The organism is Halomonas sp. IOP_14, from assembly GCF_021021315.1.
In the GTDB taxonomy this organism is placed as follows: Bacteria; Pseudomonadota; Gammaproteobacteria; order Pseudomonadales; family Halomonadaceae; genus Vreelandella; species Vreelandella titanicae.
This window is the reverse complement of record NZ_JAINWD010000011.1, coordinates 94,511-118,002: the sequence shown is the minus strand read 5'-3', so window position 1 is coordinate 118,002 and position 23,492 is coordinate 94,511. Positions and strand designations below refer to the sequence as shown.

At 55.3% G+C, this 23,492-nt stretch carries 22 protein-coding genes; 14 read left to right on the top strand and 8 right to left on the bottom strand.

What is annotated here, in order from left to right:
- Positions 1-220: 220 nt before the first annotated feature.
- The 4 genes from putA to K7H09_RS11020 all read right to left on the bottom strand — a co-directional run bounded on the left by putA (position 221) and on the right by K7H09_RS11020 (position 5,493).
- Positions 221-3,412, bottom strand: a complete 3,192-nt coding sequence (gene putA, locus K7H09_RS11035) for a bifunctional proline dehydrogenase/L-glutamate gamma-semialdehyde dehydrogenase PutA (RefSeq protein ID WP_230804635.1) — start codon at positions 3,410-3,412, stop codon at positions 221-223.
- Between the two features lie 162 nt (positions 3,413-3,574).
- Positions 3,575-4,396, bottom strand: coding sequence for an AraC family transcriptional regulator (locus K7H09_RS11030; RefSeq protein WP_041158645.1), 822 nt, complete (start codon positions 4,394-4,396; stop codon positions 3,575-3,577).
- 60 nt (positions 4,397-4,456) lie between these two features.
- Positions 4,457-4,816: a hypothetical protein gene (locus K7H09_RS11025; protein WP_022522992.1), complete on the bottom strand. Its 360-nt coding sequence runs from the start codon at positions 4,814-4,816 to the stop codon at positions 4,457-4,459.
- Positions 4,817-5,085: 269 nt separating this feature from the next.
- Positions 5,086-5,493, bottom strand: a complete 408-nt coding sequence (locus tag K7H09_RS11020) for a CBS domain-containing protein (protein ID WP_022522993.1) — start codon at positions 5,491-5,493, stop codon at positions 5,086-5,088.
- A 241-nt stretch (positions 5,494-5,734) separates the two neighbouring features.
- Here K7H09_RS11020 and K7H09_RS11015 point away from each other — a divergent pair, with 241 nt between their 5' ends.
- From K7H09_RS11015 to K7H09_RS10980, 8 genes are all read left to right on the top strand, one after another.
- Complete coding sequence (locus K7H09_RS11015) at positions 5,735-6,295, top strand: YqaE/Pmp3 family membrane protein (RefSeq protein ID WP_041158644.1); 561 nt, start codon at positions 5,735-5,737, stop codon at positions 6,293-6,295.
- An 88-nt stretch (positions 6,296-6,383) separates the two neighbouring features.
- Positions 6,384-7,253, top strand: coding sequence for a carboxylate/amino acid/amine transporter (locus K7H09_RS11010; protein ID WP_022522995.1), 870 nt, complete (start codon positions 6,384-6,386; stop codon positions 7,251-7,253).
- A 63-nt stretch (positions 7,254-7,316) separates the two neighbouring features.
- Positions 7,317-8,252, top strand: a complete 936-nt coding sequence (locus tag K7H09_RS11005) for an NAD(+) kinase (RefSeq protein ID WP_039859209.1) — start codon at positions 7,317-7,319, stop codon at positions 8,250-8,252.
- A 2-nt stretch (positions 8,253-8,254) separates the two neighbouring features.
- On the top strand, positions 8,255-9,241 hold the full coding sequence (locus K7H09_RS11000; RefSeq protein WP_027958679.1) for a metallophosphoesterase: 987 nt from the start codon (positions 8,255-8,257) through the stop codon (positions 9,239-9,241).
- A 240-nt stretch (positions 9,242-9,481) separates the two neighbouring features.
- On the top strand, positions 9,482-10,333 hold the full coding sequence (locus K7H09_RS10995; protein WP_009287098.1) for a rhomboid family intramembrane serine protease: 852 nt from the start codon (positions 9,482-9,484) through the stop codon (positions 10,331-10,333).
- A 10-nt stretch (positions 10,334-10,343) separates the two neighbouring features.
- Complete coding sequence (locus tag K7H09_RS10990; protein WP_022522996.1) at positions 10,344-10,628, top strand: YeaC family protein; 285 nt, start codon at positions 10,344-10,346, stop codon at positions 10,626-10,628.
- Positions 10,612-11,472, top strand: coding sequence for a DUF2797 domain-containing protein (locus tag K7H09_RS10985; RefSeq protein ID WP_052475638.1), 861 nt, complete (start codon positions 10,612-10,614; stop codon positions 11,470-11,472). Before K7H09_RS10990 ends, K7H09_RS10985 begins: the two co-directional genes overlap by 17 nt.
- Before the next feature lie 78 nt (positions 11,473-11,550).
- The gene (locus tag K7H09_RS10980; protein WP_022522998.1) at positions 11,551-11,976 is read left to right on the top strand and encodes a CopD family protein; all 426 of its coding nucleotides are present in this window, start codon (positions 11,551-11,553) and stop codon (positions 11,974-11,976) included.
- A gap of 25 nt (positions 11,977-12,001) precedes the next feature.
- Here K7H09_RS10980 and K7H09_RS10975 read toward each other — a convergent pair whose 3' ends face one another.
- Positions 12,002-12,463: a DUF2231 domain-containing protein gene (locus tag K7H09_RS10975; RefSeq protein WP_022522999.1), complete on the bottom strand. Its 462-nt coding sequence runs from the start codon at positions 12,461-12,463 to the stop codon at positions 12,002-12,004.
- Between the two features lie 36 nt (positions 12,464-12,499).
- Here K7H09_RS10975 and coxB point away from each other — a divergent pair, with 36 nt between their 5' ends.
- The 4 genes from coxB to K7H09_RS10955 are packed head-to-tail and all read left to right on the top strand — an operon-like array spanning position 12,500 to position 18,633.
- Positions 12,500-13,543, top strand: a complete 1,044-nt coding sequence (coxB, locus tag K7H09_RS10970) for a cytochrome c oxidase subunit II (protein ID WP_041158643.1) — start codon at positions 12,500-12,502, stop codon at positions 13,541-13,543.
- Positions 13,540-16,080: a cytochrome c oxidase subunit I gene (gene ctaD, locus K7H09_RS10965; protein WP_141440918.1), complete on the top strand. Its 2,541-nt coding sequence runs from the start codon at positions 13,540-13,542 to the stop codon at positions 16,078-16,080. Before coxB ends, ctaD begins: the two co-directional genes overlap by 4 nt.
- Before the next feature lie 4 nt (positions 16,081-16,084).
- A complete protein-coding gene (locus tag K7H09_RS10960; protein WP_051051983.1) occupies positions 16,085-16,441 on the top strand; it encodes a hypothetical protein in 357 nt (118 codons plus the stop codon).
- Between the two features lie 47 nt (positions 16,442-16,488).
- Positions 16,489-18,633: a heavy metal translocating P-type ATPase gene (locus K7H09_RS10955; RefSeq protein WP_141441535.1), complete on the top strand. Its 2,145-nt coding sequence runs from the start codon at positions 16,489-16,491 to the stop codon at positions 18,631-18,633.
- On the opposite strand, the gene K7H09_RS10950 is transcribed toward K7H09_RS10955, so the two are convergent.
- Together K7H09_RS10950 and K7H09_RS10945 are read right to left on the bottom strand one after the other, a co-directional pair.
- Positions 18,630-18,929 carry a winged helix-turn-helix domain-containing protein gene (locus K7H09_RS10950; protein WP_230804633.1) on the bottom strand — a complete coding sequence of 100 codons (300 nt, stop codon included), beginning with the start codon at positions 18,927-18,929 and terminating at the stop codon, positions 18,630-18,632. The genes K7H09_RS10955 and K7H09_RS10950 overlap by 4 nt on opposite strands.
- A 41-nt stretch (positions 18,930-18,970) precedes the next feature.
- A complete protein-coding gene (locus tag K7H09_RS10945) occupies positions 18,971-20,044 on the bottom strand; it encodes a PA0069 family radical SAM protein (protein ID WP_230804631.1) in 1,074 nt (357 codons plus the stop codon).
- A gap of 169 nt (positions 20,045-20,213) precedes the next feature.
- Here K7H09_RS10945 and K7H09_RS10940 point away from each other — a divergent pair, with 169 nt between their 5' ends.
- A complete protein-coding gene (locus tag K7H09_RS10940; protein ID WP_041158638.1) occupies positions 20,214-20,945 on the top strand; it encodes an SDR family oxidoreductase in 732 nt (243 codons plus the stop codon).
- A 60-nt stretch (positions 20,946-21,005) separates the two neighbouring features.
- The gene (locus K7H09_RS10935) at positions 21,006-21,545 is read left to right on the top strand and encodes a DinB family protein (RefSeq protein WP_041158637.1); all 540 of its coding nucleotides are present in this window, start codon (positions 21,006-21,008) and stop codon (positions 21,543-21,545) included.
- A gap of 132 nt (positions 21,546-21,677) precedes the next feature.
- Here K7H09_RS10935 and pgi read toward each other — a convergent pair whose 3' ends face one another.
- Positions 21,678-23,345, bottom strand: a complete 1,668-nt coding sequence (gene pgi / locus K7H09_RS10930) for a glucose-6-phosphate isomerase (RefSeq protein ID WP_009287092.1) — start codon at positions 23,343-23,345, stop codon at positions 21,678-21,680.
- Between the last annotated feature and the right edge of the window lie 147 nt (positions 23,346-23,492).

Genomic DNA, 23,492 nt, shown 5'->3' with positions numbered 1-23,492 from the left:
GCTCCGACAGGTTAGTGCGCATACCGAGAAGAGTACGGTAGTGGCGCAGTCTTGTTGTTGTTAGCCCCTTTTCATATCCATGTTATTGGCCCTGGTGAGCCCGCTATAGATGAAGACAGAAAGGTCTGTGGTGCCTTTGTATGTAACGATCCCTATATTATTTTCGACCATGAGATAGTTTCCTGTTCAGGAGTTCAGGTTAGTGATGTTGATGAGTAGCTCACTCATCGCCTAGCGCCAACAGCGACGCATTCCCGCCTAAGGCGGCGGTGTTATTCGTAATCGTTTTCTCGGTGACAAAGCGCTGCAGATAGTGAGGGCCACCGGCTTTTGGGCCAGTGCCTGAAAGGCCTTGACCACCAAACGGCTGCACGCCCACCACTGCACCGATGATATTACGGTTGATGTACACGTTACCCACGCGCATTTTCTGGGCGACTTCAGCGGCAAACGATTCGTTGCGGCTGTGCACGCCAAACGTCAGGCCGTAGTTGCGACCGTTGATGTCGTTGATGACCTTATCAAGCTGGCTAGATTTGTAGCGCACGATATGCAGGATTGGCCCGAACTGCTCGCGGGTCAGCGCATCGATGCTGTCGATAATGAAAGCGATGGGGGCCACGAAAGTACCCTCCTGGGTATGCTCAGCGGCCATTGGCGTTTCAGCGACAAGGCGATTTTCAGCCTTAAGTTTTTCGATATGCTCCAGCAGGCCTTTGCGGGCGTCTTCGTCGATGACAGGACCAACATCGGTTCCCAGTTCGCGGGGGTCGCCAATGTGTAGCTCGTTCATGGCGCCTTTGAGAATCTCGATCACTCGGTCGGCAACATCGTCTTGCAGATACAGTACGCGCAGTGCCGAACAGCGCTGGCCGGCGCTCTGGAAGGCTGACTGAACCACATCCACCACGACCTGCTCGGGCAGGGCAGTGGAGTCGACAATCATGGCGTTCATGCCGCCGGTTTCGGCGATTAACGTGGGCAGCGGGGCGTTCTCCCTTGCCGCCAGGGCGCGGTTGATAATTTGTGCGGTGTCAGTGCCACCCGTAAAGACCACGCCGGTAATCCGCGAGTCGGAGGTCAACACGCTGCCTACCGTCGGGCCATCGCCGGGCAGTAGCTGAACCACATCCCGGGGCATACCGGCTTCGTAGAGCAGCTCTATGACCCGGTGGGCAATAATGGAGGTCTGCTCCGCCGGTTTGGCCAGTACGGTGTTGCCCGCCACTGCCGCGGCCACTACCTGGCCACAGAAAATTGCCACTGGAAAGTTCCAGGGGCTAATCGCCGCGAATACGCCTTTGCCGCCCATCATCAAGCGGTTGGATTCGCCGGTGGGGCCGGGCAGCACAATCGCTTCGCCAAAGTCCTCTTCTGCGCGCATGGCATAGAAGCGGCAGAAGTCGACGGCTTCTCTGATCTCATCGACGCCATCGGTAAGTAGCTTGCCACCTTCCCGGGAGCAGAGTGCCATTAGTTCCGCCATATGCTCTTCCATCAAATCGCCCAGGCGACGCACGATAGCGGCACGTTCAGCCACGGGCGTAGCATCCCAGCGGGGGAAGGCGGCCCAGGCAGCATCCAGGGCCTTGGTTGCCTGCTCTTTGCTAGTCCACTGCACGCTGCCCACGGTTTTGCGGCGGTCATAAGGGCTGGTGACGCTATGGGTATTAGCCGTGTCATCGGCAACATCAAAGGCCAGCAGCGGCTTGGCCGGGTACTGCTTGTCCATAAACGCGGCCATCTTCTCCATCAGCGGGTAGTAGTGGCTGCGAATGTTCAGGTTGACCCCGCGAGAGTTGCGTCGTTTAGGGCCGTAAATATCCTTGGGCAATGGAATGTTCGCATTGGCCAGGTTTTTCTGCTGACGCAGGGTCTCAACCGGGTGCTGACACAGCGACTTGACCGGTACATCCGGGTCGACCAACTGGTGAACAAACGATGAGTTGGCACCGTTCTCAAGCAGGCGACGAACCAGGTAGGGCAGTAGGTCTTTATGTGCTCCCACCGGGGCATAAATGCGGCAGTAGGTGCCTTTCGGTGCGCGCTCAAGCGCGGCGTCATAAAGGGCTTCACCCATGCCGTGTAGGCGTTGAAATTCGAACGGACGGCTGTCGCGGTTGGCGAACTCCAGAATCGTCGTCACCGTGTGAGCGTTGTGGGTCGCGAACTGCGGGAAAATACGCCCACGGGTATCGTTAGAAAGCAGGAACTGTGCACAGGCGAGGTAGGCAACATCGGTGCCCGCTTTACGGGTAAACACTGGGTAGCCGTCAACCCCGAGCTGCTGGGACTCTTTGATTTCAGTATCCCAATAGGCGCCTTTGACCAAGCGTAGCGGAATCTCATCCCCCTGCTGGTCGGCCAAACGATTGATGTAGTGCAGCACCGGCAGGGCGCGCTTGGAGTAAGCCTGGACGACCAAGCCAAAGTGCCCCCAGCCTTTGGCGGCTGCGCTTTCGTAAACCGCGCGGAAGACCTCTAGGGAAATCTCAAGGCGATCAACCTCTTCAGCGTCAATCGTAACGGCCACATCCAGCTCGCGCGCCTTGCTCACTAGCTTGATAACGGTGTCGACCAGCTCGGCTAGCACCTGCTCGCGGCGGCCAAACTCATAACGGGGGTGGAGCGCAGAGAGCTTGATGGAGACCGACGGCGCCGGGGTCTTATCGCTTAAGGTTTTGCAAGTTTTTCCCACTTGTTCGATCGCGCGTGCGTAGTCGTCAAAATAGCGCTGCGCGTCGTCCTGGGTGCGCGCAGCTTCACCCAGCATATCGTAAGAGTAGGTGTAGCCTTTATTGAACAGTGGCTTGGAGCGCTTGAGGGCTTCATTGATATCGCGGCCCAGCACAAACTGCTTGCCCATGATCTTCATCGCTTCGTACATGGCGCGGCGAATAACCGGCTCGCCCATGCGATTGACCATGCGATTAATAAAGCTGGCGGGCTGACCCTCCTTAGGGTGATCCATTTTCAGCACACGTCCAGTCATCAATAAGCCCCAGGTAGAGGCATTGACCATCCAGGATTCGCTCTTACCTAGGTGAGACTGCCAATCGGCGGGGCCGAGTTTGTCCTCGATCAAGGCGTCGGCGGTGGCTTTATCGGGGATGCGCAGCATAGCTTCCGCAAGGCACATCAGCATCAGGCCTTCATGGGTATCCAGGCTGTACTGCTGTAACAGTTCGTCGATGGTATCGACAGCCGTGTCCATCTTACGGACGTCCTCAACCAGCGCAGCGGTATTGGCTTCAATGCGGGCGAAATCTTCGCGGTTGGCATTCAGCACCTCGATCAGTTCACTGACGTAACTATTTTCGTCCACTAGGTAGTGGTCGCTAACGCGCGCCATGAGGGTGTCGAGATCGGTTTGCCAGATGGCAGGGTCACGCATGTGGTTGGCATTGAGCATTGAAGCCCCCGAAAGTCTGAACAGAACAAATGGGTAACAGGGCATTTCGCCCAAGCAAATAAGCGAATGTAGAGTGCAGCTACCTTTGGTGTATGTTGATTTCAGGGCAAAACGTGTCAATTCCGCGGCAAGAGTAGCCTTTATACGACTTTAGTAGAGTTTTTACTGGCCTGCTACTGACCCTAAAGCAGCGTTTGATGGGTTAATCGAGATCGGTGGTACATCTGCCTGGCGTAATTTCCGCGGCGATAATCCGTAACTGCGGCGAAATGCATGAGAGAGCGCGCTTTGGTTGGCAAAGCCGGTTTGAATCGCAATATCGGTGAGGGGCAAGCGGCTTTGCAGGATCAGTTGACGGGCCGCATGTAGACGTTGGCGCTTGACGTACTGCCAGGGCGAAAGCCCCGTTTGAGCGCGGAAGCAGTCGGAAAAATGCGCTTCGCTTAGACAGGCGAGCCGCGCTAGATCAGCGACGCGGAGCTCTTCAGCGAGATGTTGACGAATAAAACGGTTAATACGCGTCAAATCCAAGCGCTGCTGCGTACTGTTGGCGGTAGTACCTAGGCGCGCTTTTAGTGAACCCAAAAGCGTGGCGGCTAAACGGTCTTGCTGAAAGGAGTTTGTCGATGTATCCAACCCTTGAGCAAGTTCGCTCTGCATAAACGCTAGGTAGTGGCGTAGTGCGTTATCCAGGCCAAAAAAGCGTGGGGCATCGAATAGTGCTACCAGTTCGCGGTTCTCACCGGTTAGCGCAGGGGCGTCTTCGGGAAGATCGAAAATTAACTGCCGGTTATGGCCGTAACCTGAGTAGTAGTGCTCGTGGTTAGCGGGCACGATACAGCCCGAGAATGCATTTACTCGCCCACCCAAGCCTTCAATTTCAAATTCTGAAGAGCCGCATAGCGTAATCACAATCTGATGAAAATCATGTGTGTGGTGATGTGTAGCGCTAGCTAGCGGTATTTGTCGAATGGTACTGGGCATGCAGTTCTCCTGAATTGCATTAGGTCTCCTGAACCGCAATACGCCTTCAAAACACAACAGCTACTGCTGGCGAAGGGCAGTGTGGGCGGATAAATGGTCGCGAAGGGCCTGAAGCTCTGCCTGTCCCTCTTGATTGAGCAACGGCTTGCCCTGGGCAACCATCCAACGGCGGCCGTGCTGTTCCATCAGGTGTGCGGCACGGCGCCTGATGCCGTCCAAGTACTCGTTGTGCCGAATAGGGTAACCGATTATCGCGTTCCACTCGGTTTCGCTCACTTGGCTGCTGAGCGCTTTATCAAACAGCGCCAGTAAATCTTTAGGCTCAGTACGGTAACGTGGGGTGCTTGACGTCATCAGCACCAGCATTACCGCACCAATCACGAGTAAGCAGACTCCAAACACTAATAAATACAGCGCCATTCGCTCTGCTCCTGGGCGTCATCCGTTAATAAATAGCTACGTTATTATACGCTTGGCGCCGCTCGGGTCGGAAATTTTACTTTTTTGCGAACTTTTACTTCATAGCGTGTCTGAGTATGTACAGGCAACATCGCGATAGCAGTCGCTAAAGTTGTTGTCCTGGCTCTTTGTTTTGATCCCTTGCTTCCGCTACTTCTTGAGTAGCGGCTTTTTTTTGTCTAAAGCTCAACTGTTCTTCGACACCTGATTTGAAACCGTTAAGCACTCTGCTAGTGGCGACGTATAGCCAGCAGCGCTACCAGGATATCACGTCGTGTCACAATTCCTATTAGACGCTGCTGTTCCACTACTGGGTAGACTTTGGGTTTAGGGCCTAGCATCTCCTGGGCTAGGTCGGTAATGCTTTTATTGGGAGAGACGCTGAGCACTTCGTGGCGCATCATCTCTTTCACCAGGGGCGCTTCATCGTCATGATAAATGCTGTCCAGCACACGTCCCATGACATCCTGCTCCGAAATAAAGCCGATTAAACGATCACTCTCATCCACAACCGGTGCGCCAGGCAGGCGATGCAGTGCCAGCCCCTTGGCCAAGGTTGTTATCGAGGCGTTGGGTGAAACGCGGTAGCAATCACGGGACATGATATCGCGGACGATGCTAGGGGTTGCTCTATTCATGGTGGGCGCTCCTCGCTCATCGTATTCAGCGCTATGGCAAATCGGGTATCGCAAATTATGCGAACTGATAAGTCGTCGCTAAGTGCTAAAGTAGCTTCAACACTTTCACTGTAGGCGATTTAAGCCGCTGTGTTCTAACTGCAAGCCGTGTTTTTTCAACGCTATAAGTACTGAATTTTCTAAGCTGTTAATTTTCTAACTGCTCAAATGACCTGCAAGTTAACGAAATAAGGAGCTACTCATGGATGCACGTGAGTACTTAAACCGCAAAGGGGTAGGGCTCGACCGCGACCCTGACCGGCCAAATACCTTGGAAGAGAAGGCCTGGGAGCGTGCGCGGGGTTCCGGTCACCAGCGGCCAAAATCGGGGACGCCTCACGACTGGGAGGATTGGGAGCGTTATCACGATGACCTGGCAGAAGGGGCTGAAACCCTAGAGCAAAAAATTGATAAAGAAGCCCACCGACTTGCCCAGGAGCGGGCAGCTAAGGCCGCGGCTGAACCAGCCTCCAGCTCAGTGGAGCACTTCACTCCGACGCCTAACGTTGATCCAGCGCCTGCCGAAGCCGCGTCTGCCAAAGCTACGCCGCCTAAAGCGACGCCCTTAGAGCAAGCGGAACAAACTGTCCCGGAGCCTGGAGCGTTAAGATTCGCCTACTATGCTCTTGCGTTACTATTGCCGCCGCTGGCGGTAGGGCTAACTGATGGTGATCGTAAGCGAGTAGGGGTAGCTGTGTTGCTAACCCTAGCGGGCTGGCTGCCCGGTGTCGTGTATGCTTTTTGGTGGTTGCAGCAGCGTTAACTAAAGACCCTTGCAGACGTTAACTACTTGGCAGCCTGATCCAGGTGCGTATAATCCCGGTAAACTAATTTACAAGTCGGGGTTTACGATGGGTTATTTGATAGGCGTCACGGCGCTATGGGCGTTCTCATTTTCGCTGATAGGCGTTTACTTGGCGGGCCAGGTCGACAGCTACTTTGCAGTACTTTTGCGGGTAACGCTTGCTACCCTGGTCTTCCTGCCTTTTTTAAGACCCAGCCTTCTGCGGGGTAAGCACCGGCTGGCGCTTATGGGCTTAGGTGCTATACAGCTGGGAGTAATGTACACCTTCTTCTATCAATCCTTTCTGCTGCTGTCGGTACCTGAAGTGCTGCTGTTTACTATCTTCACGCCTATTTATATCGCGCTACTGGATGATCTGCTGTTTGGGCGTTTTACGCCGATTTATATCGTGACTGCACTGCTCGCCGTCGTTGGGGCGGGGGTGATTCGCTATGACGGCGTTGATAGCGGTTTCTGGGCAGGCTTTTTAGTTGTGCAGGGGGCCAACCTCTGTTTCGCGCTTGGTCAGGTAGGCTATCGCCGTTTAGCCGCTGATTTGCCACCTACCCTGGCGTGGCACAACGTGTTTGGTTGGTTCTTTATTGGCGCGATGGTCGTGGCCCTGCCTGCTTATTTACTCTTTGGTAACAGCGCAGCACTGCCTACCACGTCACTACAGTGGGGCGTGCTCGCATGGTTGGGGCTAGTGGCTTCTGGCGTGGGCTATTTTGCCTGGAACCAGGGCGCCACCAAAGTAGATGCAGGCACTTTAGCGATTATGAATAATGCGCTGGTGCCGGCGGGGCTAATCGTCAATCTAGTGATTTGGAACCGCGATGCGGATATTCCGCGTTTGCTGTTGGGGGCACTTATCATGGCCGCCTCCCTATGGCTCAATCACTGGTGGTGCCAGCGTCGTCAGGTAGCCGTTAGCTAAGCCTATTTGCCCGATAGCTGAGGTGTCCCCATAATGGCGACTTATGTTAGCGAGAGTCGGCCCATGAGCAACACCTTATCAGCAGACGCTAAGTCAGCGCCCTCCAGCGATCAATCAAGCAGAACCTTTAAAACTATTGGGCTGATTGGTCGGCTGGGGAGTGACAAAGTGGTCGACTCCCTTCAGCGGTTGGTAACCTACCTGGTCGCCCATGACTACTCGGTATTAGTGGAAGATCGCACCGCTACTGTCATACCGCACCATGGTCAGCCGGAAGCCAGCCGCCGCATGCTGGGCGAGCTGTGTGACTTGGTGATTGTGGTAGGGGGCGATGGCAGTCTATTGGGCGCGGCGCGTGCGCTATGCCGCAGCGGTACGCTGATTTTAGGCGTTAATCGGGGCCGCCTGGGGTTTCTTACCGATATCTCCCCAGATGAGTTGGAAACCCGCGTCAGTGAAGTGCTGGCGGGGGAGTTTGAGGTTGAACAGCGTTTTTTACTCGATACTGTGCTCTACCGTAATGGCGTGGCCGTGGGTAATGGCGATGCCTTGAACGAAGTCGTGCTGCACCCTGGTAAAGCGGTGCGCATGATAGAGTTTGAGCTGTTTATCGATGGTCAGTTTGTGTATAGCCAGCGCAGCGATGGCTTGATCGTTGCCACTCCCACCGGTTCGACGGCCTACGCGCTCTCTGGCGGCGGGCCGATCATGCACCCCAAACTGGATGTTGTGACGCTGGTGCCGATGTTTCCTCATACGCTGTCGAGTCGCCCCATTGTGATTGATGCCGCTAGTGAAATACGTATTCACATTGGCGAAACCAACCAGTCCTACCCGCATATCAGCTGCGATGGACAAACTCGCGCGGTAGCCAAGCCCAACGATGTGCTGGTGATTACCCGCAAGCCTGAGCGTATCCAGCTGGTGCACCCCATCGGGCATAATTTTTACGAAGTGCTGCGCAGCAAATTAGGCTGGAGCCATCGGTTGGGGGATTGAGTATGGAGGGATACGACCTCATTGGCGATGTCCACGGCTGCGGTGCTACGCTGGCCTCACTACTGGAAAAATTGGGTTACCACCAGCGCAACGGCGTCTATCGCCACCCGCGTCGCAAAGTGATTTTCCTCGGTGATTTGATTGATCGTGGCCCGAGAATTCGCCTGGCAGTGACCATTGCCCGGCGAATGGTCGAGCAGGGCGAAGCGTATATCGTCATGGGCAATCACGAGTATAACGCCCTGGCGTATACCCATCCTGGGCCTGCAGGTAGCCACAAACGCTGGTTGCGCGAACATACGCCGCGGCATAATCGTATTATTCAGGACACCCTAGAGCAGTATCGCGACTACACCAACGAGTGGGAAGACACCCTGGCGTGGTTTAAAACCATCCCTTTGTGCTTGGAAATCGATGGTATCCGCGTGGTGCATGCCTGCTGGGATGAGGCGCTGATTGAAGAGCTGAAACAGCGCCGCCCTGATTACTGCATGGACACACAGTTTCTGATTGAGTCCACCAACTCCAAAACCCAGGCGTTTCGAATTTTAGACCGCCTCACCCGGGGCCCTCATGTCTCACTACCCAAAGGTATTGCGATACACTCTGGCGATGGCTTTACAAGACAAAGCTTTCGCGCCCACTTTTGGGCCCAGGCACCTCAGCAGTGGGGTGATGTCGTCTTTCAACCGGATAACTTGCCCGGCGACCTTGAAACGCGCGCATTGACCCACGAAGAGCGCCAGAAACTTAGCTACTACGGGCCAGAGCAGCCGCCGTTGTTTATCGGCCACTACTGGTGTGAAGGCATACCGGCACTGCCGACACATAATATTGCCTGCCTAGATTACAGTGCCGTGAAATATGGGCGTTTAGTGGCTTATCGCTGGAGTGGTGAGAGAGTATTAAATGCCGACCATTTTGTGTGGATTAAGGTACCAAAAGAGGAAAGGGCGCTGCCCAAACCCTGGGAAATCGACTTTGATTAACAGTTGTTTCTTTTTATTACATAAAATTACATATTTTTTTCAAAACGGCTGAACTAACCCTGCCGCCGGCCATCTGAGTAAGTGTTCCCTTGAATGATCCCTTGCTTTTATTCTCCGGCGGTTCCCACCGCCGGTTTTTTTTGCCTGTTTGTTGGCAACCGTGTGGTTCATTCAGTAGTTGTCTTCAATAGCTACCCGCTGCGGTCAGCATGCCGCAAGCGCTTTGATTAGAGGGATGTCATGCATCCAGTGATGCTTCTGCCCGATCACGCGGATACCAGTGAACTTCGCCAAGCACTCTGGCGCCACCGCATTGGTCACCGCATTACCGATGAAGCGGACGGCCAACTGCTATGGATAGCCGACCCACGCCAGCTTGGCGAACTTAAAGCACTGCTAGAGCGCTGGCAGCGGGGCGAACCCCTGGTGCTTCATCAGGCTGCTCAGCGCCCGCGCACCATGACCAACTTCTTGGCATCGCTAAAGCAAGTGCCGGTAACGGCGCTGATGATTGTCATTAGTCTGGTGGTATTTGCCCTGATAGGTGTTTTTGGTGACCAGTTGATTGTCACTCTAACCATCGTGCCGATAGGTATTTCAGGGGGTGAGCTGGTCTTCGGTAATCTGTCTCAAACGCTTACGTCAGGACAAGTATGGCGCTTTTTATCGCCTGCTTTTCTGCACTTTGGCTGGATGCATTTAATATTTAACCTGATGTGGGTGTGGTACTTCGGACGTCAGATTGAAGCACTCCAAGGCAGCCGTACCATGTTACTGCTGTTGATTGTGGCGGGCGTTGGCGCGAATGTGGCGCAGTACGCGACCGGCACCGTGCTATTCGGTGGCATGTCCGGGGTGGTATATGCCTTACTGGCTCACGTTTGGTTGATGTCACGCAGGGTGCCCCAAAGCGGCTTCTTTGTACCGCAAATGCTGGTGGTCTTTATGCTCGGCTGGATGGTGTTCACCATGACTGATATGGCGGGCAGCGTTGGTTTTGGCAATGTCGCTAATGAAGCACATTTGGGCGGTCTACTCGTGGGGCTTGTCACAGGCTGGTATTATTCATCCCGCCGTTTGAAAAACCGTTAAGAGGCCTGCAATGAGCGAAATGACGTTCGAAAAAATGATCAACCAGATGACCCCAGCGATTTACGAAAGCCTTAAACAGGCGGTATCGCTGCGCAAATGGCCCGACGGTCGCCGCTTAACGCCGGAACAGACCGAACTCTGCTTGGAAGCCGTCATGCGCTTTGAGGTGGAGAACAACGTGCCGGAAGAGAGTCGCGTAGGGTATTTAGAGCAGCGTACCTGCGGTGCAGCGGCTAGCGGTGCTGGCGTAACGCCTGAAATGGCGGGTTTGGCACGGGATGCCACGCGTGATTGAAGCGGCAGTACCGGGCTTTTCAGTACAGGGCTGTTTAAGCAAAATGGCGGCAGCGCTACCTGGCCGCCAAGATCAGCCGGTGGTTTACCACTTACGCGCGGGTGAGCACCGTGTTGCGCTTAACGAGCGTATCGGTGAGCCGCTTAGTTTGCGGTGGACGGGAGCAATTGCCTGTACCCACTGCGGGCGAGCAACCAAGAAGAGCTTTGCCCAAGGCCACTGTTACCCCTGCTTCAAGCGGCTAGCCCAGTGCGATACCTGCATTATGAAGCCGGAAACCTGCCACTTTTTCCAAGGCACTTGCCGTGAGCCGGAGTGGGGCGAGCGGCACTGCTTCCAGCCCCATATCGTCTATTTGGCTAACTCGTCGGGGCTTAAAGTCGGCATCACTCGCAAAACCCAAATGCCTACCCGCTGGCTGGATCAAGGCGCGATCCAGGCGCTGCCGATTCTTGAAGTGGATACTCGTCAGCAGTCCGGTTTTGTCGAAATTCTGTTTAAAGAGCAGGTGGCCGACCGCACCAATTGGCGTGCGATGCTCAAGGGCGACGTCGAAACCATGGATTTAAGTGCCGAGCGTGACCGTTTGCTAACCCTGCTAGCCGATGGGTTGCACCAACTGCGCGAAACCCATGGTGCGGACGCCATTCGCTTGTTGGAACAGCCAGCGCAACATTTTCACTACCCCGTCAGCGTTTTTCCCAAAAAAGTGGTGTCGCATAACTTTGATAAACAGCCGCTGGTCGAAGGCGTGCTGCAAGGCGTCAAAGGGCAGTATTTGATCCTTGATAGTGGGGTCATTAATCTCCGCAAATTCACTGGTTATGAGATCCAGGTAAGTTGAACGGCTAGCCATAAAGGGGTGCTTTGACTAAGGTTAGGGGTGATCTGCCCCCGCCTTACGCAACGCAAGGAAGCCCCGATGCCTTGGCTTAAACTGCTTCACATTGCCGCGCTAGTGATCTGGTGCGGCTCACTGCTTTATCTGCCCGCCTTGCTTAGCCAGGCACTGCAGCTTCGCAAAGACGCGGGCTTCGCTCAGGGCACACCGCCCATGCCGCGGTTTTTTTATAACTCAGTCGCTACCCCGGCCGCTTTAGTCGCTATTGCCTCGGGCACGCTGCTATTTCTCATCCATGGTGTGTTGGGCGGCTGGCTGATCTTAAAGCTGGGTGCCGTGGTGGCCATGGTCGCCGCTCATGGCAGCTTTGGCTGGTTAATCTTGCGCCTTGAGATGGGCCACTACCGCTGGGTAAAACCCGCCAACTGGACGGCGCTATGTGTTGCGTTAGCGGGCATTATAGGTGTGCTGGGGCTTGTGTTAGCTAAGCCACTGGATTGGAGCTAACGCCGTGTCTTTTAACAGCTTAGTTTTAATCCTCAACGTCGACCCCCACGGCGTGCTCATACACCAACTGCCCACCCAGCCAGCCTGCCAAAGCGATCAACGCGGCGGTGAGCAGCGATACGGCCAGCCCCCAAGGCAAAATCGCGCTCGGGTCGTTGAAGCGCAGCAGCCAGTTCAGCGACGCCAACGAGAGCATCACCACCGCGACGATAGCGTGGCTCCAGCCGGTAATCAGGCGGCGAATGCGCGGCACAGTGACCAGGTCAATAATGCCTGCCGTGCTGGCAATCCAACCGCCAAATGCGCCGACACCGGCCAGCCACAAGCTGGCGCGCAACCAGAATGGGTCGCCGCTAAGCAGGAAACCGATATCGCTTGCCACCAGCGCCATCAGGGCTGCGACGGGAAAGTGAATCATCACGGGATGAAGCGGATGGCCGGCGAGAGATGCGTGGCTTTTAATCGAGCGCTGGCGAGGCTTTGCCATGATCACTTCCTGTGGGCAGAAAAAGGAATTCAAGGGATGAGGCTGATAATTCAACGCTTAACCAAGCAGCGGGTCAACTCACTTGACACACCGCTAGCGCTGTTAGTCGGCCTGCTATTAGCCGGTTGCGCGGGGGATAAGTCTATTCTAGACCCGGCAGGCCAAGCCGCGCGAGACGTGGCGATGATTTGGTGGGTAATGCTGAGTTTTGGCACTGTGGTATTGGTGCTGGTGACTGCTTTTTGGCTGTATACCTTCAAGCGCAAGGAGGTTGTACGTACGCCTGCCGAGGAGCGAAAAATAGCGCGTCGCTGGATTATTGGCGGTGGCATTGTGCTGCCGGTGGCCAGCATTACCGCACTACTGGCCTTTGGTGTGCCCACCGGCCAGCGGCTTTTACCGTTGCCCCTGGCAGAACCGCCGGAGGTAATTGAAGTGATTGGCCACCAGTGGTGGTGGGAAGTGCGCTACCCCGGCGCAGAAGGGGGAGAGGTGGTGACTTCAAATCAGCTCATCATGCCCGCTGGTGAGCCAGTCGATTTTCACGTTACTGGTGCGGACGTTATTCACGCTTTCTGGGTGCCTCGCCTGGGCGGCAAGATCGATATGATCCCAGGGCGAGTGAACAAAATACGCTTGGAAGCGGACGAACCGGCGGTATTTGGTGCTCAGTGCGCAGAGTTCTGCGGCGCCCAACATGCCCAGATGCAACTCTATGTGGAAGCCGTCGGGCGTGACGAGTACGACGCTTGGCTGGCCGCCCGTCAAACGGAAGCATTATCGTCGCTAGCTGCAAACGATCAGCAGCATGAGCCTGCCAGGGAGTCATTTATGACCCATTGCGCGAGCTGCCACCGGGTAGCGGGACTATCCTCTGGGGAGGAGGGGCCGGATCTTTCTGATCTTGGCAGTCGGACTAGCCTAGGGGCAGGGATAATAGCCATGAAGGAGGGCGCAGTTACCCACTGGCTTAAGCACCACCAACGCTTAAAACCGGGCAACAAAATGCCGCCCCACGATGATATTGAGACGGCCACCTTGGCGTCCCTGGGGGCTTGGCTGGAGACGCTAACCCCATGACCACCATTAACCGTGAAGCGACCCCAGAAGGCGATAACATCGCAGTCCCCAACCAGTTGCACAGTGACTTGCACGATATCTGGGGCAATCCGCGTGGCTTAAAAGCCCTCACCATTGTGAATCACACCACTCTCGGCCTGCGCTTTATGGTGACCGGGATGGCGTTCTTCTTGCTCGGCGGGCTGTTAGCCATGCTGGTGCGCACCCAGCTGGCGCTCCCTGATCAAGACTTTATGTCGCCGGATATCTATAGCCAAGTCACCACCATGCATGGCACGGTGATGATGTTTCTGTTCGCCATTCCCATGCTGGAAGGGCTGGCGATTTATATGATTCCCAAGATGATCGGCGCCCGAGATCTGGTCTGCCCACGGCTAACATCCCTGGGTTACTGGTGCTATCTGTTTGGCGGTATCATCCTATCGTTTAGTTTGATTCTGGAGATGGCGCCTAATAGCGGCTGGTTTATGTATACCCCGCTTAGTGGCAGCGAGTATTCACCGGGTTTGGGCTCAGATTTCTGGCTGTTAGGGATCACCTTCGTTGAGATCTCCGCGCTGTCTGCCGGGGTCGAATTGGTGGTCTCGATACTGCGTACACGCACTCAGGGCATGGCGCTGCACAAAATGCCGCTGTTTGCCTGGTATATCCTTGCCATGGCGCTGATGATCGTGGTCGGTTTCCCGCCGCTGATTCTGGGCAGTATTCTACTGGAGCTTGAGCGCGCAGTGGGGATGCCCTTTTTTGAAGTGACCGGTGGCGGTGATCCGATTCTATGGCAGCACCTATTTTGGCTGTTCGGCCATCCCGAGGTTTACATCATTTTCCTGCCTGCGGCGGGCATTGTCTCCACGCTGATACCAGTGTTTGCTGGCCGTCCGATCGTTGGTTACGGCTGGGTGGTCTTCGCCATTACCGTGACAGGCTTTATCAGTTTCGGACTATGGGTTCACCACATGTTTACCGTGGGTATTCCGCAACTGGCTCAAGCATTCTTCTCCGCGGCCAGTATGCTGGTGGCAGTACCTACCGCGATTCAGGTGTTTGTCTGGCTGGCTACGCTATGGCTGGGTAAGCCCAAGATGAAGCTTCCAATGCTATGGATCATGGGCTTTCTGATTATCTTCGTGTGTGGAGGTTTGACTGGGGTAATGCTGGCGTTGGTGCCCTTTAACTGGCAGGTGCACGATACCCACTTTGTCGTAGCGCATATGCACTATGTGTTGGTGGGGGGCATGTTCTTCCCACTGATTGCCGGGCTCTACTACTGGCTGCCGCTGTTTTCAGGGCGCATGCCTTCTGAAACACTGGGCAAATGGGGCTTTTGGCTCACCTTTTTGGGCTTTAACGGCACCTTCTTGATCATGCACTGGACTGGCCTTTTGGGGATGCCGCGGCGGGTCTACTCTTATGAAACGGGCATGGGCTGGGATATTTTCAACCTGCTGTCATCCATGAGTAGCTTTATTATGTCGGCGGGGATCGCCATGGTGCTGCTGGATTTTGCTCTACACTTCCGTTTCGGCAAACCCGCTAAGCACAATCCCTGGAACGCGGATACCCTGGAGTGGGCCAACAGTATGCCACCCAGCGCCTATAACTTTGTCAGCTTGCCAAAGATCGAGACGCGCCACCCCCTATGGGATGACCCTGATCTACCGCGCACCATGGCAGAAGGGCAACATAGCCTGGCGGTGGCTACCCATGGCCGGCGGGAGATGTGGGGCACCGACCCATTAACGGGCAAAGTGCGTGAAATCATTCATCTGCCGGGTAACTCCTGGTGGCCGCTGTTCGCCGCAATGGCGCTGGCCGTGGTGTGTTTAAGCCTGCTGACGCGGCTATACCCGCTGGCTGGTATCGCCGTTGTCGTGGCCGGACTATTTCTACTGCGCTGGTCTTGGGAGAATGGTGCGCATCCAAAAGCGGCGCCAGATGCAGAGGTAGCCCCCGGTGATCCACCGCTGCACTCGCGCACCATGGATGGCCCAGGCTTATGGGCCATGTCGATCACGCTGCTGGCCAATGGTTCGTTCTTTCTCTCTTACCTGTTTGGCTGGTTCTATCTATGGACGGTGTCCCCTGAGTGGCGAATGCCCGAGACCTCACCGCTCTCCTTGGTGGGGCTGATCCTTGCCGGGGTGGCGCTAACTGCTGGCGTGGGAATTCTCGAAAAACTGGTGCGCGGTTTACGCCAGGGTAAGGATGCGGGGCTGGCTGTGGGCATGTATTGCATCAGTGCCCTAGGCTTTGTTCAGGTTGCGATAACGCTTTGGGTGCTGTTGAGTGCAGACTTGGCGGTGACCGATACCTCCCATGATGCGATCATTATGGTCGGGCTGGCCTATGCGCTGCTACACGGCGGTTTAGGCGCGGTGCTGACCCTGCTTCAGGGCCTGCGGGTAGGTTATGGCTATGTGGGTGCCCATGCGCCTTTCGAGCCTGCCGTGGTTGCCCAGTGGTGGCGCTATAACCTGGTGACGTTCTGGATACTCGTGGGCGCGCTTGCCGTGTTGCCGCGTGTGATAGGGAGCTAAGTTAATGTCCATCACGATGCAGCGGTTACATCTTACCCATCCCTTACATTTCGTCATTGGCTTAACGCTATGGTGTATCTGGTTCGTAGCCGTTTACGGCGGGCACGCAATAGCCTGCTCAGTTGCGCCGCCTGCTCCCGAGCAGGGCGTATTCACCCTGGTAAACGCTATGCTGCTGGTGGTTAGTATCGCGGCGATTGCGTTACTGGCGGTGCTAACAGTGGGTTGTTGCCGCATGGCTAGGCGCCATGAAGGGCGGCTGCGCTTTAATGCCACTGTTTCCGCCGGGCTGTATCTTTTCTCTACCTTAAGCGTTGTGTTTGCTGCAATGCCGATTATTGGTATTCCGCCTTGCCTGTAAGCGATGCGCTTAACAAAGAGGAAGAGCAGCTCTATACCCTCCACGGTATGTGGTGCACCAGCTGTGCCCTGGCCGTGGAGGGCTCGCTTAAGAGGCTCGAAGGCGTGCATGAGGTTAGCGTCCACTACCCAAGTGCAGCCCTCTGCATCAGCGGTACACCCGCCGCTGTCCAGCTCCCAACGCTCGCCCCAAAGGTTAAACGTTTGGGCTATCGGCTTACGGAACTTGAGCCGGTGGCAGATGCCCATGGACGTTTAGAAGAGGAGAGCCGCTACCTGACGCTGAGGTTAATGGTCGGTTCGCTGTTCGGCATGTGGACGATGCTCGCTTCACTATTGATATATGCGGGTGCATTGCCTTCGGAGCGGATTGAACTGGTGGTGGCGTGGGTATCGGGGGCATTCTCCTTACCTGTCGTGCTGTTCGCAGGCGTGCCGTTTTACCGGGCCGGGTGGCGAACGCTGCTCGCCAAGCGCCCCGGCATGGATGTTTTAGTTAGCCTGGGTGTTATCGGCGCGGTGGTGGTCTCGGTTTGGCTACTAGGGCGCGGCTCTAACGAGGTCTATTTCGACACGGCGGTGATGCTTATTGTGCTTTTACTGGTTGGTCGGCTGGTGGAAACGCTGTGCCGTCACCGTGGGCTAAAAGCGCTCGATGCCCTGGCGCTTCCTAATGATGACATAACGGTTTGGCAGAACGAGCGCTGGGGATCGGTTCCTGTAGATGAAGTGACAAAGGGAACGCGTGTCGAGCTAGCGCCCGGTGAGTTGATAGCCCTTGATGGGATCCTGGAAGCCCCAGGTTGGATCGATACTGCCTCGCTTACTGGCGAAAGCCTGCCTCGCTACTTTAATGCAGGACAGAAGGTCTACGCGGGCTGCCGCTACCTGGGGACAACGCCGCTGGTAATGCAGGTGAGTGCTGGGGTAGGCAAGCGGCGACTGGATCGGCTGTGTGACGAAATGCGCCGCTATCAGGCCAAAAAAGGCGAATTGCAGAAACTCGCTGACCGTTTTGCCGCATGGCTAAGCCCACTAGCGCTAGTGCTAGCGATGCTAACGCTGCCCACTGCGCTGCTACTTGGGTTGGGCTGGGAGGATGCCTTTGTGCGCGCACTGTCGGTGTTAGTGGTTGCTTGCCCCTGTGCCGTGGGGCTTGCAGTGCCGCTGGCAAGTCTTGCCGGTAGTGGCCAGGCCATGCAGCAGGGTGTTGCGCTACGCGACCCGGCAGCGCTCGAAACCTTGGCTCACATTCGCTCGGTAGCGCTGGATAAAACCGGCACCTTAACCACTGGCAGCCACTCGGTGCTGCACTGGCAGGCCCGGGAGGGCATTGATAAGCACACTTTGCAGCGCAAGCTCAGAGCCGCTGTTGCTGGCAGCGAACACCCCTTGGCACAAGCGTTAGCGTGCTGGTCGGGCAGCCAACATGATCAACATCACGAGCAATGCGTGGACGTAAACGAAGCGCCTGGGGAAGGGCGCCATGTGCGCTTGAGCAACGGTGAATGGCTGATGGTAGGCAGCGCCGGTTGGCTTTCTCGCCATCAGATAGCGCTGCCAGACCACGAGGAGGACACAGCGCTGGCCTTTGCTACTCAAGTGATGGTAGCTGATGGTGCAGGCTGGCTAGCCACGCTCTATCTTACTGATCAGCCAGTGGAAGATGCTGAAAAAAGCGTGAAACACCTGCTAGATGCAGGGTATGTGGTGGCAATGATCAGCGGTGATCGGGAGGGGGCGGTTAGTTGGTTAGGTGAACGGGTGGGGCTTGGAAGAGAAGCTTGCTATGCCCAGCGCTCGCCTGAAGCCAAAGCGCGGCTTTTGCAGGGGTTGCCATCGCCAACGCTCTACGTGGGTGATGGCTTAAACGATACCTTGAGCCTAGCCGCGGCAGATGTTGGCATCGCTCCATTAAATGCCAGCGAAGCCGCCCGCGAAGGGGCTTCCGCACAGCTAATGACGCCGGGGATGGGTGGGGTAGTCAAACTGCTTAGTATTGCTAAACGTACGCGACGCATCATGGTTCAGAATCTGTTCTTTTCAGCGCTCTACAATACCTTGGCACTCGGGCTGGTAGTGCTGATGGCGATCCCCCCGCTAGTAGCGGTACTCGCCATGGCGGCAAGTTCGCTGACGGTTACCCTCAACGCTGCACGGCTGGCCTGGGCAGAGTCTAATGATAATGGCTAAATAGCATAGCCAAGCGCCTGTTTAAGCCGCTCGGCGTGGGTGGCCACCCAGCGTGGATCTATCGCCCCCCAATCACGTATCTGGTAGCGACCAATGTTGTGGCGCTCGCCGTCATCCTTAGTAAATACACACTCGATATCCAACTCGGCAAGGGAGGCGATCGTATCCTGGGCGGTGCGTCGTGGCATGCCGGTGGCCTCGATTAGCGCAGGTACACTGGCAGCGCCCTGTTCGATCAAATAGGCGACGTATAAGCGGCGGTAAAAACTCGATTTGGTTTTGCTAAGAGCGGGCATTCGGCTTCCTTTGCAACTATTTTATGCGCGTGCTGCTTAGCTTAAATGAATAAATCCTGCTGCGCTCGTGGTGGGCGAAAGTCCCGGGTGTTTAAGCCCTGCTCGGTGCGATCCTGCATGTTCCACTGGCGGCTGGCGCGGGCAAAGCGTTGCGCAATTAAATCAGCAAATACCCCTTCACCGCGAAAGCGTTTACCAAACTTGGCATCGTACGCCTTACCGCCACGGCACTGACGCATTAGGCTCATCACTTTCGCCGCGCGCTCCGGGTAGTGGGCTTCTAACCAGGCTTCAAATAGCGGCGCCACTTCATAGGGTAAGCGCAGCAGCATCCAGGCGGCGGTTCGCGCTCCTGCACGGCTGGCGGCTTCCAAGAGTTTTTCTATTTCATGATCGGTTAGCCCCGGAATAACCGGTGAAATTAAAGCACCCACGGGAATGCCTGCTGTATTCAGTTCACGAATCGCCCGCAAGCGCGCCTGAGGTGATGCCGCCCGTGGCTCTAATGTGCGTTTCAATTGGGCATCCAGGCTGGTCAAACTGACAAACACACGCACCAGCCGGTGCTCTGCCATTTCCGCCAGAAGCTCTAAATCGCGCAGCACCAAGGTGCTTTTAGTCACCAGCGTTACCGGATGGCGACACTCCAGTAGCAGCTCCAGCAAACGGCGGGTGGTTTGGTAGGTGGCCTCTAACGGCTGATAGCAGTCGGTGTTGCCGGAAAGGTTGATCGGGCGGCACACGTAATTAGGGTGGCACAGCTCTTCGGTTAACCGCTCCACTAAACCGCTACGGGCAATCAGCTTGGTTTCAAAATCTAGCCCTGGCGATAAGTCCCAGTAGGCGTGAGAAGGGCGGGCATAGCAGTAAACGCAGCCATGCTCACAGCCGCGATACGGGTTCAGCGAGCGATCAAAAGGTAAATCTGGTGAGTGATTCCACGACAAAGCACTTTTGCTCACCTCCTCACGCACTTCGGTAGCGATAGTCGTAGAGGCCTCTTCCCGCCACCAACCGTCATCTTCCGCCACGCTACGGGTAGGCGCAAAACGATTGTGTGGGTCGTATGTTGCCCCGCGACCCTTATAGGAGCTTGGTGTTCCAAGAGATGTCATGGTTCACCTCTTTTGACATGGTTTTATATACAGTATTTGTGAGGTGGCAAGAAATCAATAGCCAGTCAATTAATTAACTTGCAGCAGCAAAAAGGGCGCTACCCAAAGAACTATCGTGGGTTTAATGTGCAAGGTGGGTTTGTGACTAAAGAGTCAGCGAGGAAACGTTATGTCGAAAGTGGTCATCGTGACAGGGGGAAGCCGAGGTATCGGAGCGGCCACCGCAAAATTGCTGGGCGCAAAAGGCTATGCAGTGTGCGTGAACTATCTTGCTAATAGGGAGCTGGCAGATGATGTGGCTGATTGCATTATTCGAGCGGGTGGTCGAGCGTTTGCCTATCAAGCGGATGTTAGCAGTGAAGCTGACGTTATCCGCCTGTTTGATGCAGCAGAGGAGCGCTTGGGCGAGGTGACGCATTTGGTTAATAATGCAGGGATACTGTTTACTCAATCCAAGCTGGTCGATATCGACCTTGAGCGCTTCAACCAAGTGCTTAATAGCAATGTGGTCAGCTGTTTTCTGTGCTCTAGAGAAGCCGTCAGGCGCTTCCCAGCAGGTAGTGCAATCGTCAATGTCTCGTCGCTTGCCTCGCAAACAGGCTCGCCCTTTGAATATGTTGACTACGCTGCATCGAAAGGTGCCATGGATACCCTAACCAAGGGGTTGTCTCGCGAAGTTGCTGGCTCGGGGATTCGTGTTAACGCCGTTCGCCCCGGTTTTATCTACACTGATATGCATGCCGATGGTGGAGAACCAGGGCGGGTTGATCGTTTAGCTCCTCAGATTCCTATGCAGCGTGGCGGTAGCGCTGAAGAAGTGGCTAATACCATCGCTTGGTTGCTCTCGGACGAAGCCTCTTATGTAACGGGGTCATTCATTGATGTAGCAGGCGGGCGGTGATGCTGTTCTTCCCCCATATTTCAAACGTTCTAAATAGATGCTGCTTTTGGGTCTTAACTCATGACACTTCAACAACACTTCGAACAGTTAGCCACTTATAACCAGTGGATGAACACTAACCTCTATGATGCCGCCGGTAAGCTGAGCGCCTCTGAACTAGCTGAAGAGCGTGGCGCGTTCTTCGGCTCGATTTTTGGCACACTGAACCACATCGCGGTAGCCGACACGATTTGGCTCAAACGGTTTGCAACACACGCCTCTTCTTCCGCAAGAACGCTTGAGGTAATGGTGGCACTACCTACGCCAGATCGCCTTGATCAGATTCTCTTTGATGACTTGAAGGGATTGAAAGCGCATCGCCAATGGCTCGATACCGTGATTATTAACTGGGTATCGGCGCTGACAGACGACGATTTGAGTACCACGCTGAGTTATCACAACATAAAAGGAGTGGCCTCAAAACGGCGCTACTCAAGCCTGATCGTTCACTTCTTCAATCACCAAACCCACCACCGCGGGCAGGCATCTACTTTGTTCTCCCAAGCCGGTGTGGATATTGGTGTCACCGATTTGTTGGATCTCATTCCGGATGAGTCTTAAGGGGAAAGCTTAGACAACGGGAACCGAGTTACTGGAATTAGTCATTTATTACAAACCGAAGGTTCCAGGGTTGCGAAACGCCGTGGCTTGAGAAAGCCACGGCGTTGTTTTCTATCGATTTACCCTATCCATTCAACGCTTCTTCCGTGATGGCTTCTTATCGGCACTGGCCGGTGCGCTTTCCTTTTCGCCGCTACCACCATTGGGGAAGTGAGCGCGAACCAGTTCCAGCAGACCTTGAGTTGAGGTGTCGAAGTCAGCAGCGTTGGTGTCGATGCGTTCGCTGATTTCACCGGCGATGCGCTTGCCAAGCTGCACGCCCCACTGGTCAAAGGAGTTGATGTTCCAGATGACCCCTTGCACGAACACCTTGTGCTCGTAGAGCGCGATCAGTGCCCCCAGGTTTTTTGGCGTTAGCTCATCCAGCAGTAGGGTGCTGGAAGGACGGTTGCCGGGGCAGCTGTAGGGGTCGTGTTGACTGAGCTCTTTGCTGTCCCCTTGGCTGCCTTCCATAAAGGCGTTGGCCTGGGCGAGCATATTAGTCAGCAGTGCGAAGTGGTGGTCTTCAACGCCGGGCTCGGGCTTGAGTGAGGCAATAAAGTCGATAGGTACGTAGCGCGTGCCCTGGTGCAGCAACTGGAAGAAAGCGTGCTGGCCGTTGGAGCCGGTCTGGCCCCAGACAATCGGGCCGGTTTTGTAATTCACCGGGTGACCGAAAATATCCACCGATTTACCGTTAGACTCCATATCCAGCTGCTGCAGGAAAGAGGGTAGTTGGTTCAGCGCCTGGTCGTAGGGCACGATGGCTTGAGTTTCGGCGCCAATAAAGTTGATGTACCAAATACCAATCAGCGCCATTAGCACGGGCATGTTTTGCGAGAAGGGCGCGTTGATGAAATGGTTATCCATCTCATGAGCGCCTTCCAGCAGTTCGATAAAGCCTTCGAAACCGATCGACAGCGCAATCGGCAGCCCGATGGACGACCACATGGAGTAACGGCCGCCCACCCAAGCCCAGAATTCGAACACGTTCTCTTCGCGAATGCCGAACTCCATGGCCGCTTTGCGGTTGGTGGAGGCGGCAATAAAGTGCGCGCCTACGTCGGCGTCTTCGCCAGCGTTCTCCAGGAACCAGCGCCGCGCGGTTTTGGCGTTAAGCAGGGTCTCCTGGGTAGAGAAGGTCTTGGTGGAGACGATAAACAGCGTGGTGGCGGGGTCGAGGCGCGAAAGTACCTTCTGAATATGGGTGCCGTCCACATTGGAAACGAAGTGGAAGTGCAGCTCCGGGTGGCGGTATTTGAGCAGTGCGCGAACCGCCATATTGGGCCCAAGATCCGAGCCACCAATGCCGATATTGACCACATCTTTAATGCGTTTGCCGTTGTAGCCTTTCCATTCACCGCTGCGCACCGCTTCCGAGAACAGCTTGATCTGCTCGCGGGTGCGGGTTATCTCCGGCATAACGTCTTCGCCGTCCACATATACCGGCTCATCGCCTAAGTGACGCAGAGCCGTATGCAGTACCGGGCGGTTTTCCGTAACGTTGATAATATCCCCGGAGAACATCTGTGCCCGGCGCTGTACCAGTGCGGAGTGGTCGGCTAGCTCAATCAGCTTGGTAAGCACTTCATCGGAGACATGGTGCTTGGAGTAGTCGAGAAACAGACCGCCCACCCGTAAACTCATTTTCTCAAAGCGCTGCGGGTCATTGGTGAAGTAGTCACGAATGCGGTCGTTTGCGGTTTTGTCGCGCAAGCGTTCAAGTGCCTGCCAGGTAACACTGCGAGTGAGCTGAAACATAGGATGATCCGTTTGTTATAGGTGAATTGGTGATCAAAAAGTAGGTTATGTAAAAATACTACATAAAAAATGACAAAGAGTAGAGGGTATAAGTGGCGTGAAAAGGTATTAAATGCGTAAAGCGACGTATTTAAAAGGGCAGGCATG

Excerpts from the sequence above, each read along its gene's own strand:
- putA (WP_230804635.1), bottom strand. The coding sequence starts at position 3,412 with ATGCTCAATGCCAACCACATGCGTGACCCTGCCATCTGGCAAACCGAT.
- K7H09_RS11030 (WP_041158645.1), bottom strand. The coding sequence starts at position 4,396 with ATGCCCAGTACCATTCGACAAATACCGCTAGCTAGCGCTACACATCAC.
- K7H09_RS11025 (WP_022522992.1), bottom strand. The coding sequence starts at position 4,816 with ATGGCGCTGTATTTATTAGTGTTTGGAGTCTGCTTACTCGTGATTGGT.
- K7H09_RS11020 (WP_022522993.1), bottom strand. The coding sequence starts at position 5,493 with ATGAATAGAGCAACCCCTAGCATCGTCCGCGATATCATGTCCCGTGAT.
- K7H09_RS11015 (WP_041158644.1), top strand. The coding sequence starts at position 5,735 with ATGGATGCACGTGAGTACTTAAACCGCAAAGGGGTAGGGCTCGACCGC.
- K7H09_RS11010 (WP_022522995.1), top strand. The coding sequence starts at position 6,384 with ATGGGTTATTTGATAGGCGTCACGGCGCTATGGGCGTTCTCATTTTCG.
- K7H09_RS11005 (WP_039859209.1), top strand. The coding sequence starts at position 7,317 with ATGAGCAACACCTTATCAGCAGACGCTAAGTCAGCGCCCTCCAGCGAT.
- K7H09_RS11000 (WP_027958679.1), top strand. The coding sequence starts at position 8,255 with ATGGAGGGATACGACCTCATTGGCGATGTCCACGGCTGCGGTGCTACG.
- K7H09_RS10995 (WP_009287098.1), top strand. The coding sequence starts at position 9,482 with ATGCATCCAGTGATGCTTCTGCCCGATCACGCGGATACCAGTGAACTT.
- K7H09_RS10990 (WP_022522996.1), top strand. The coding sequence starts at position 10,344 with ATGAGCGAAATGACGTTCGAAAAAATGATCAACCAGATGACCCCAGCG.
- K7H09_RS10985 (WP_052475638.1), top strand. The coding sequence starts at position 10,612 with ATGCCACGCGTGATTGAAGCGGCAGTACCGGGCTTTTCAGTACAGGGC.
- K7H09_RS10980 (WP_022522998.1), top strand. The coding sequence starts at position 11,551 with ATGCCTTGGCTTAAACTGCTTCACATTGCCGCGCTAGTGATCTGGTGC.
- K7H09_RS10975 (WP_022522999.1), bottom strand. The coding sequence starts at position 12,463 with ATGGCAAAGCCTCGCCAGCGCTCGATTAAAAGCCACGCATCTCTCGCC.
- coxB (WP_041158643.1), top strand. The coding sequence starts at position 12,500 with ATGAGGCTGATAATTCAACGCTTAACCAAGCAGCGGGTCAACTCACTT.
- ctaD (WP_141440918.1), top strand. The coding sequence starts at position 13,540 with ATGACCACCATTAACCGTGAAGCGACCCCAGAAGGCGATAACATCGCA.
- K7H09_RS10960 (WP_051051983.1), top strand. The coding sequence starts at position 16,085 with ATGTCCATCACGATGCAGCGGTTACATCTTACCCATCCCTTACATTTC.
- K7H09_RS10955 (WP_141441535.1), top strand. The coding sequence starts at position 16,489 with ATGTGGTGCACCAGCTGTGCCCTGGCCGTGGAGGGCTCGCTTAAGAGG.
- K7H09_RS10950 (WP_230804633.1), bottom strand. The coding sequence starts at position 18,929 with ATGCCCGCTCTTAGCAAAACCAAATCGAGTTTTTACCGCCGCTTATAC.
- K7H09_RS10945 (WP_230804631.1), bottom strand. The coding sequence starts at position 20,044 with ATGACATCTCTTGGAACACCAAGCTCCTATAAGGGTCGCGGGGCAACA.
- K7H09_RS10940 (WP_041158638.1), top strand. The coding sequence starts at position 20,214 with ATGTCGAAAGTGGTCATCGTGACAGGGGGAAGCCGAGGTATCGGAGCG.
- K7H09_RS10935 (WP_041158637.1), top strand. The coding sequence starts at position 21,006 with ATGACACTTCAACAACACTTCGAACAGTTAGCCACTTATAACCAGTGG.
- pgi (WP_009287092.1), bottom strand. The coding sequence starts at position 23,345 with ATGTTTCAGCTCACTCGCAGTGTTACCTGGCAGGCACTTGAACGCTTG.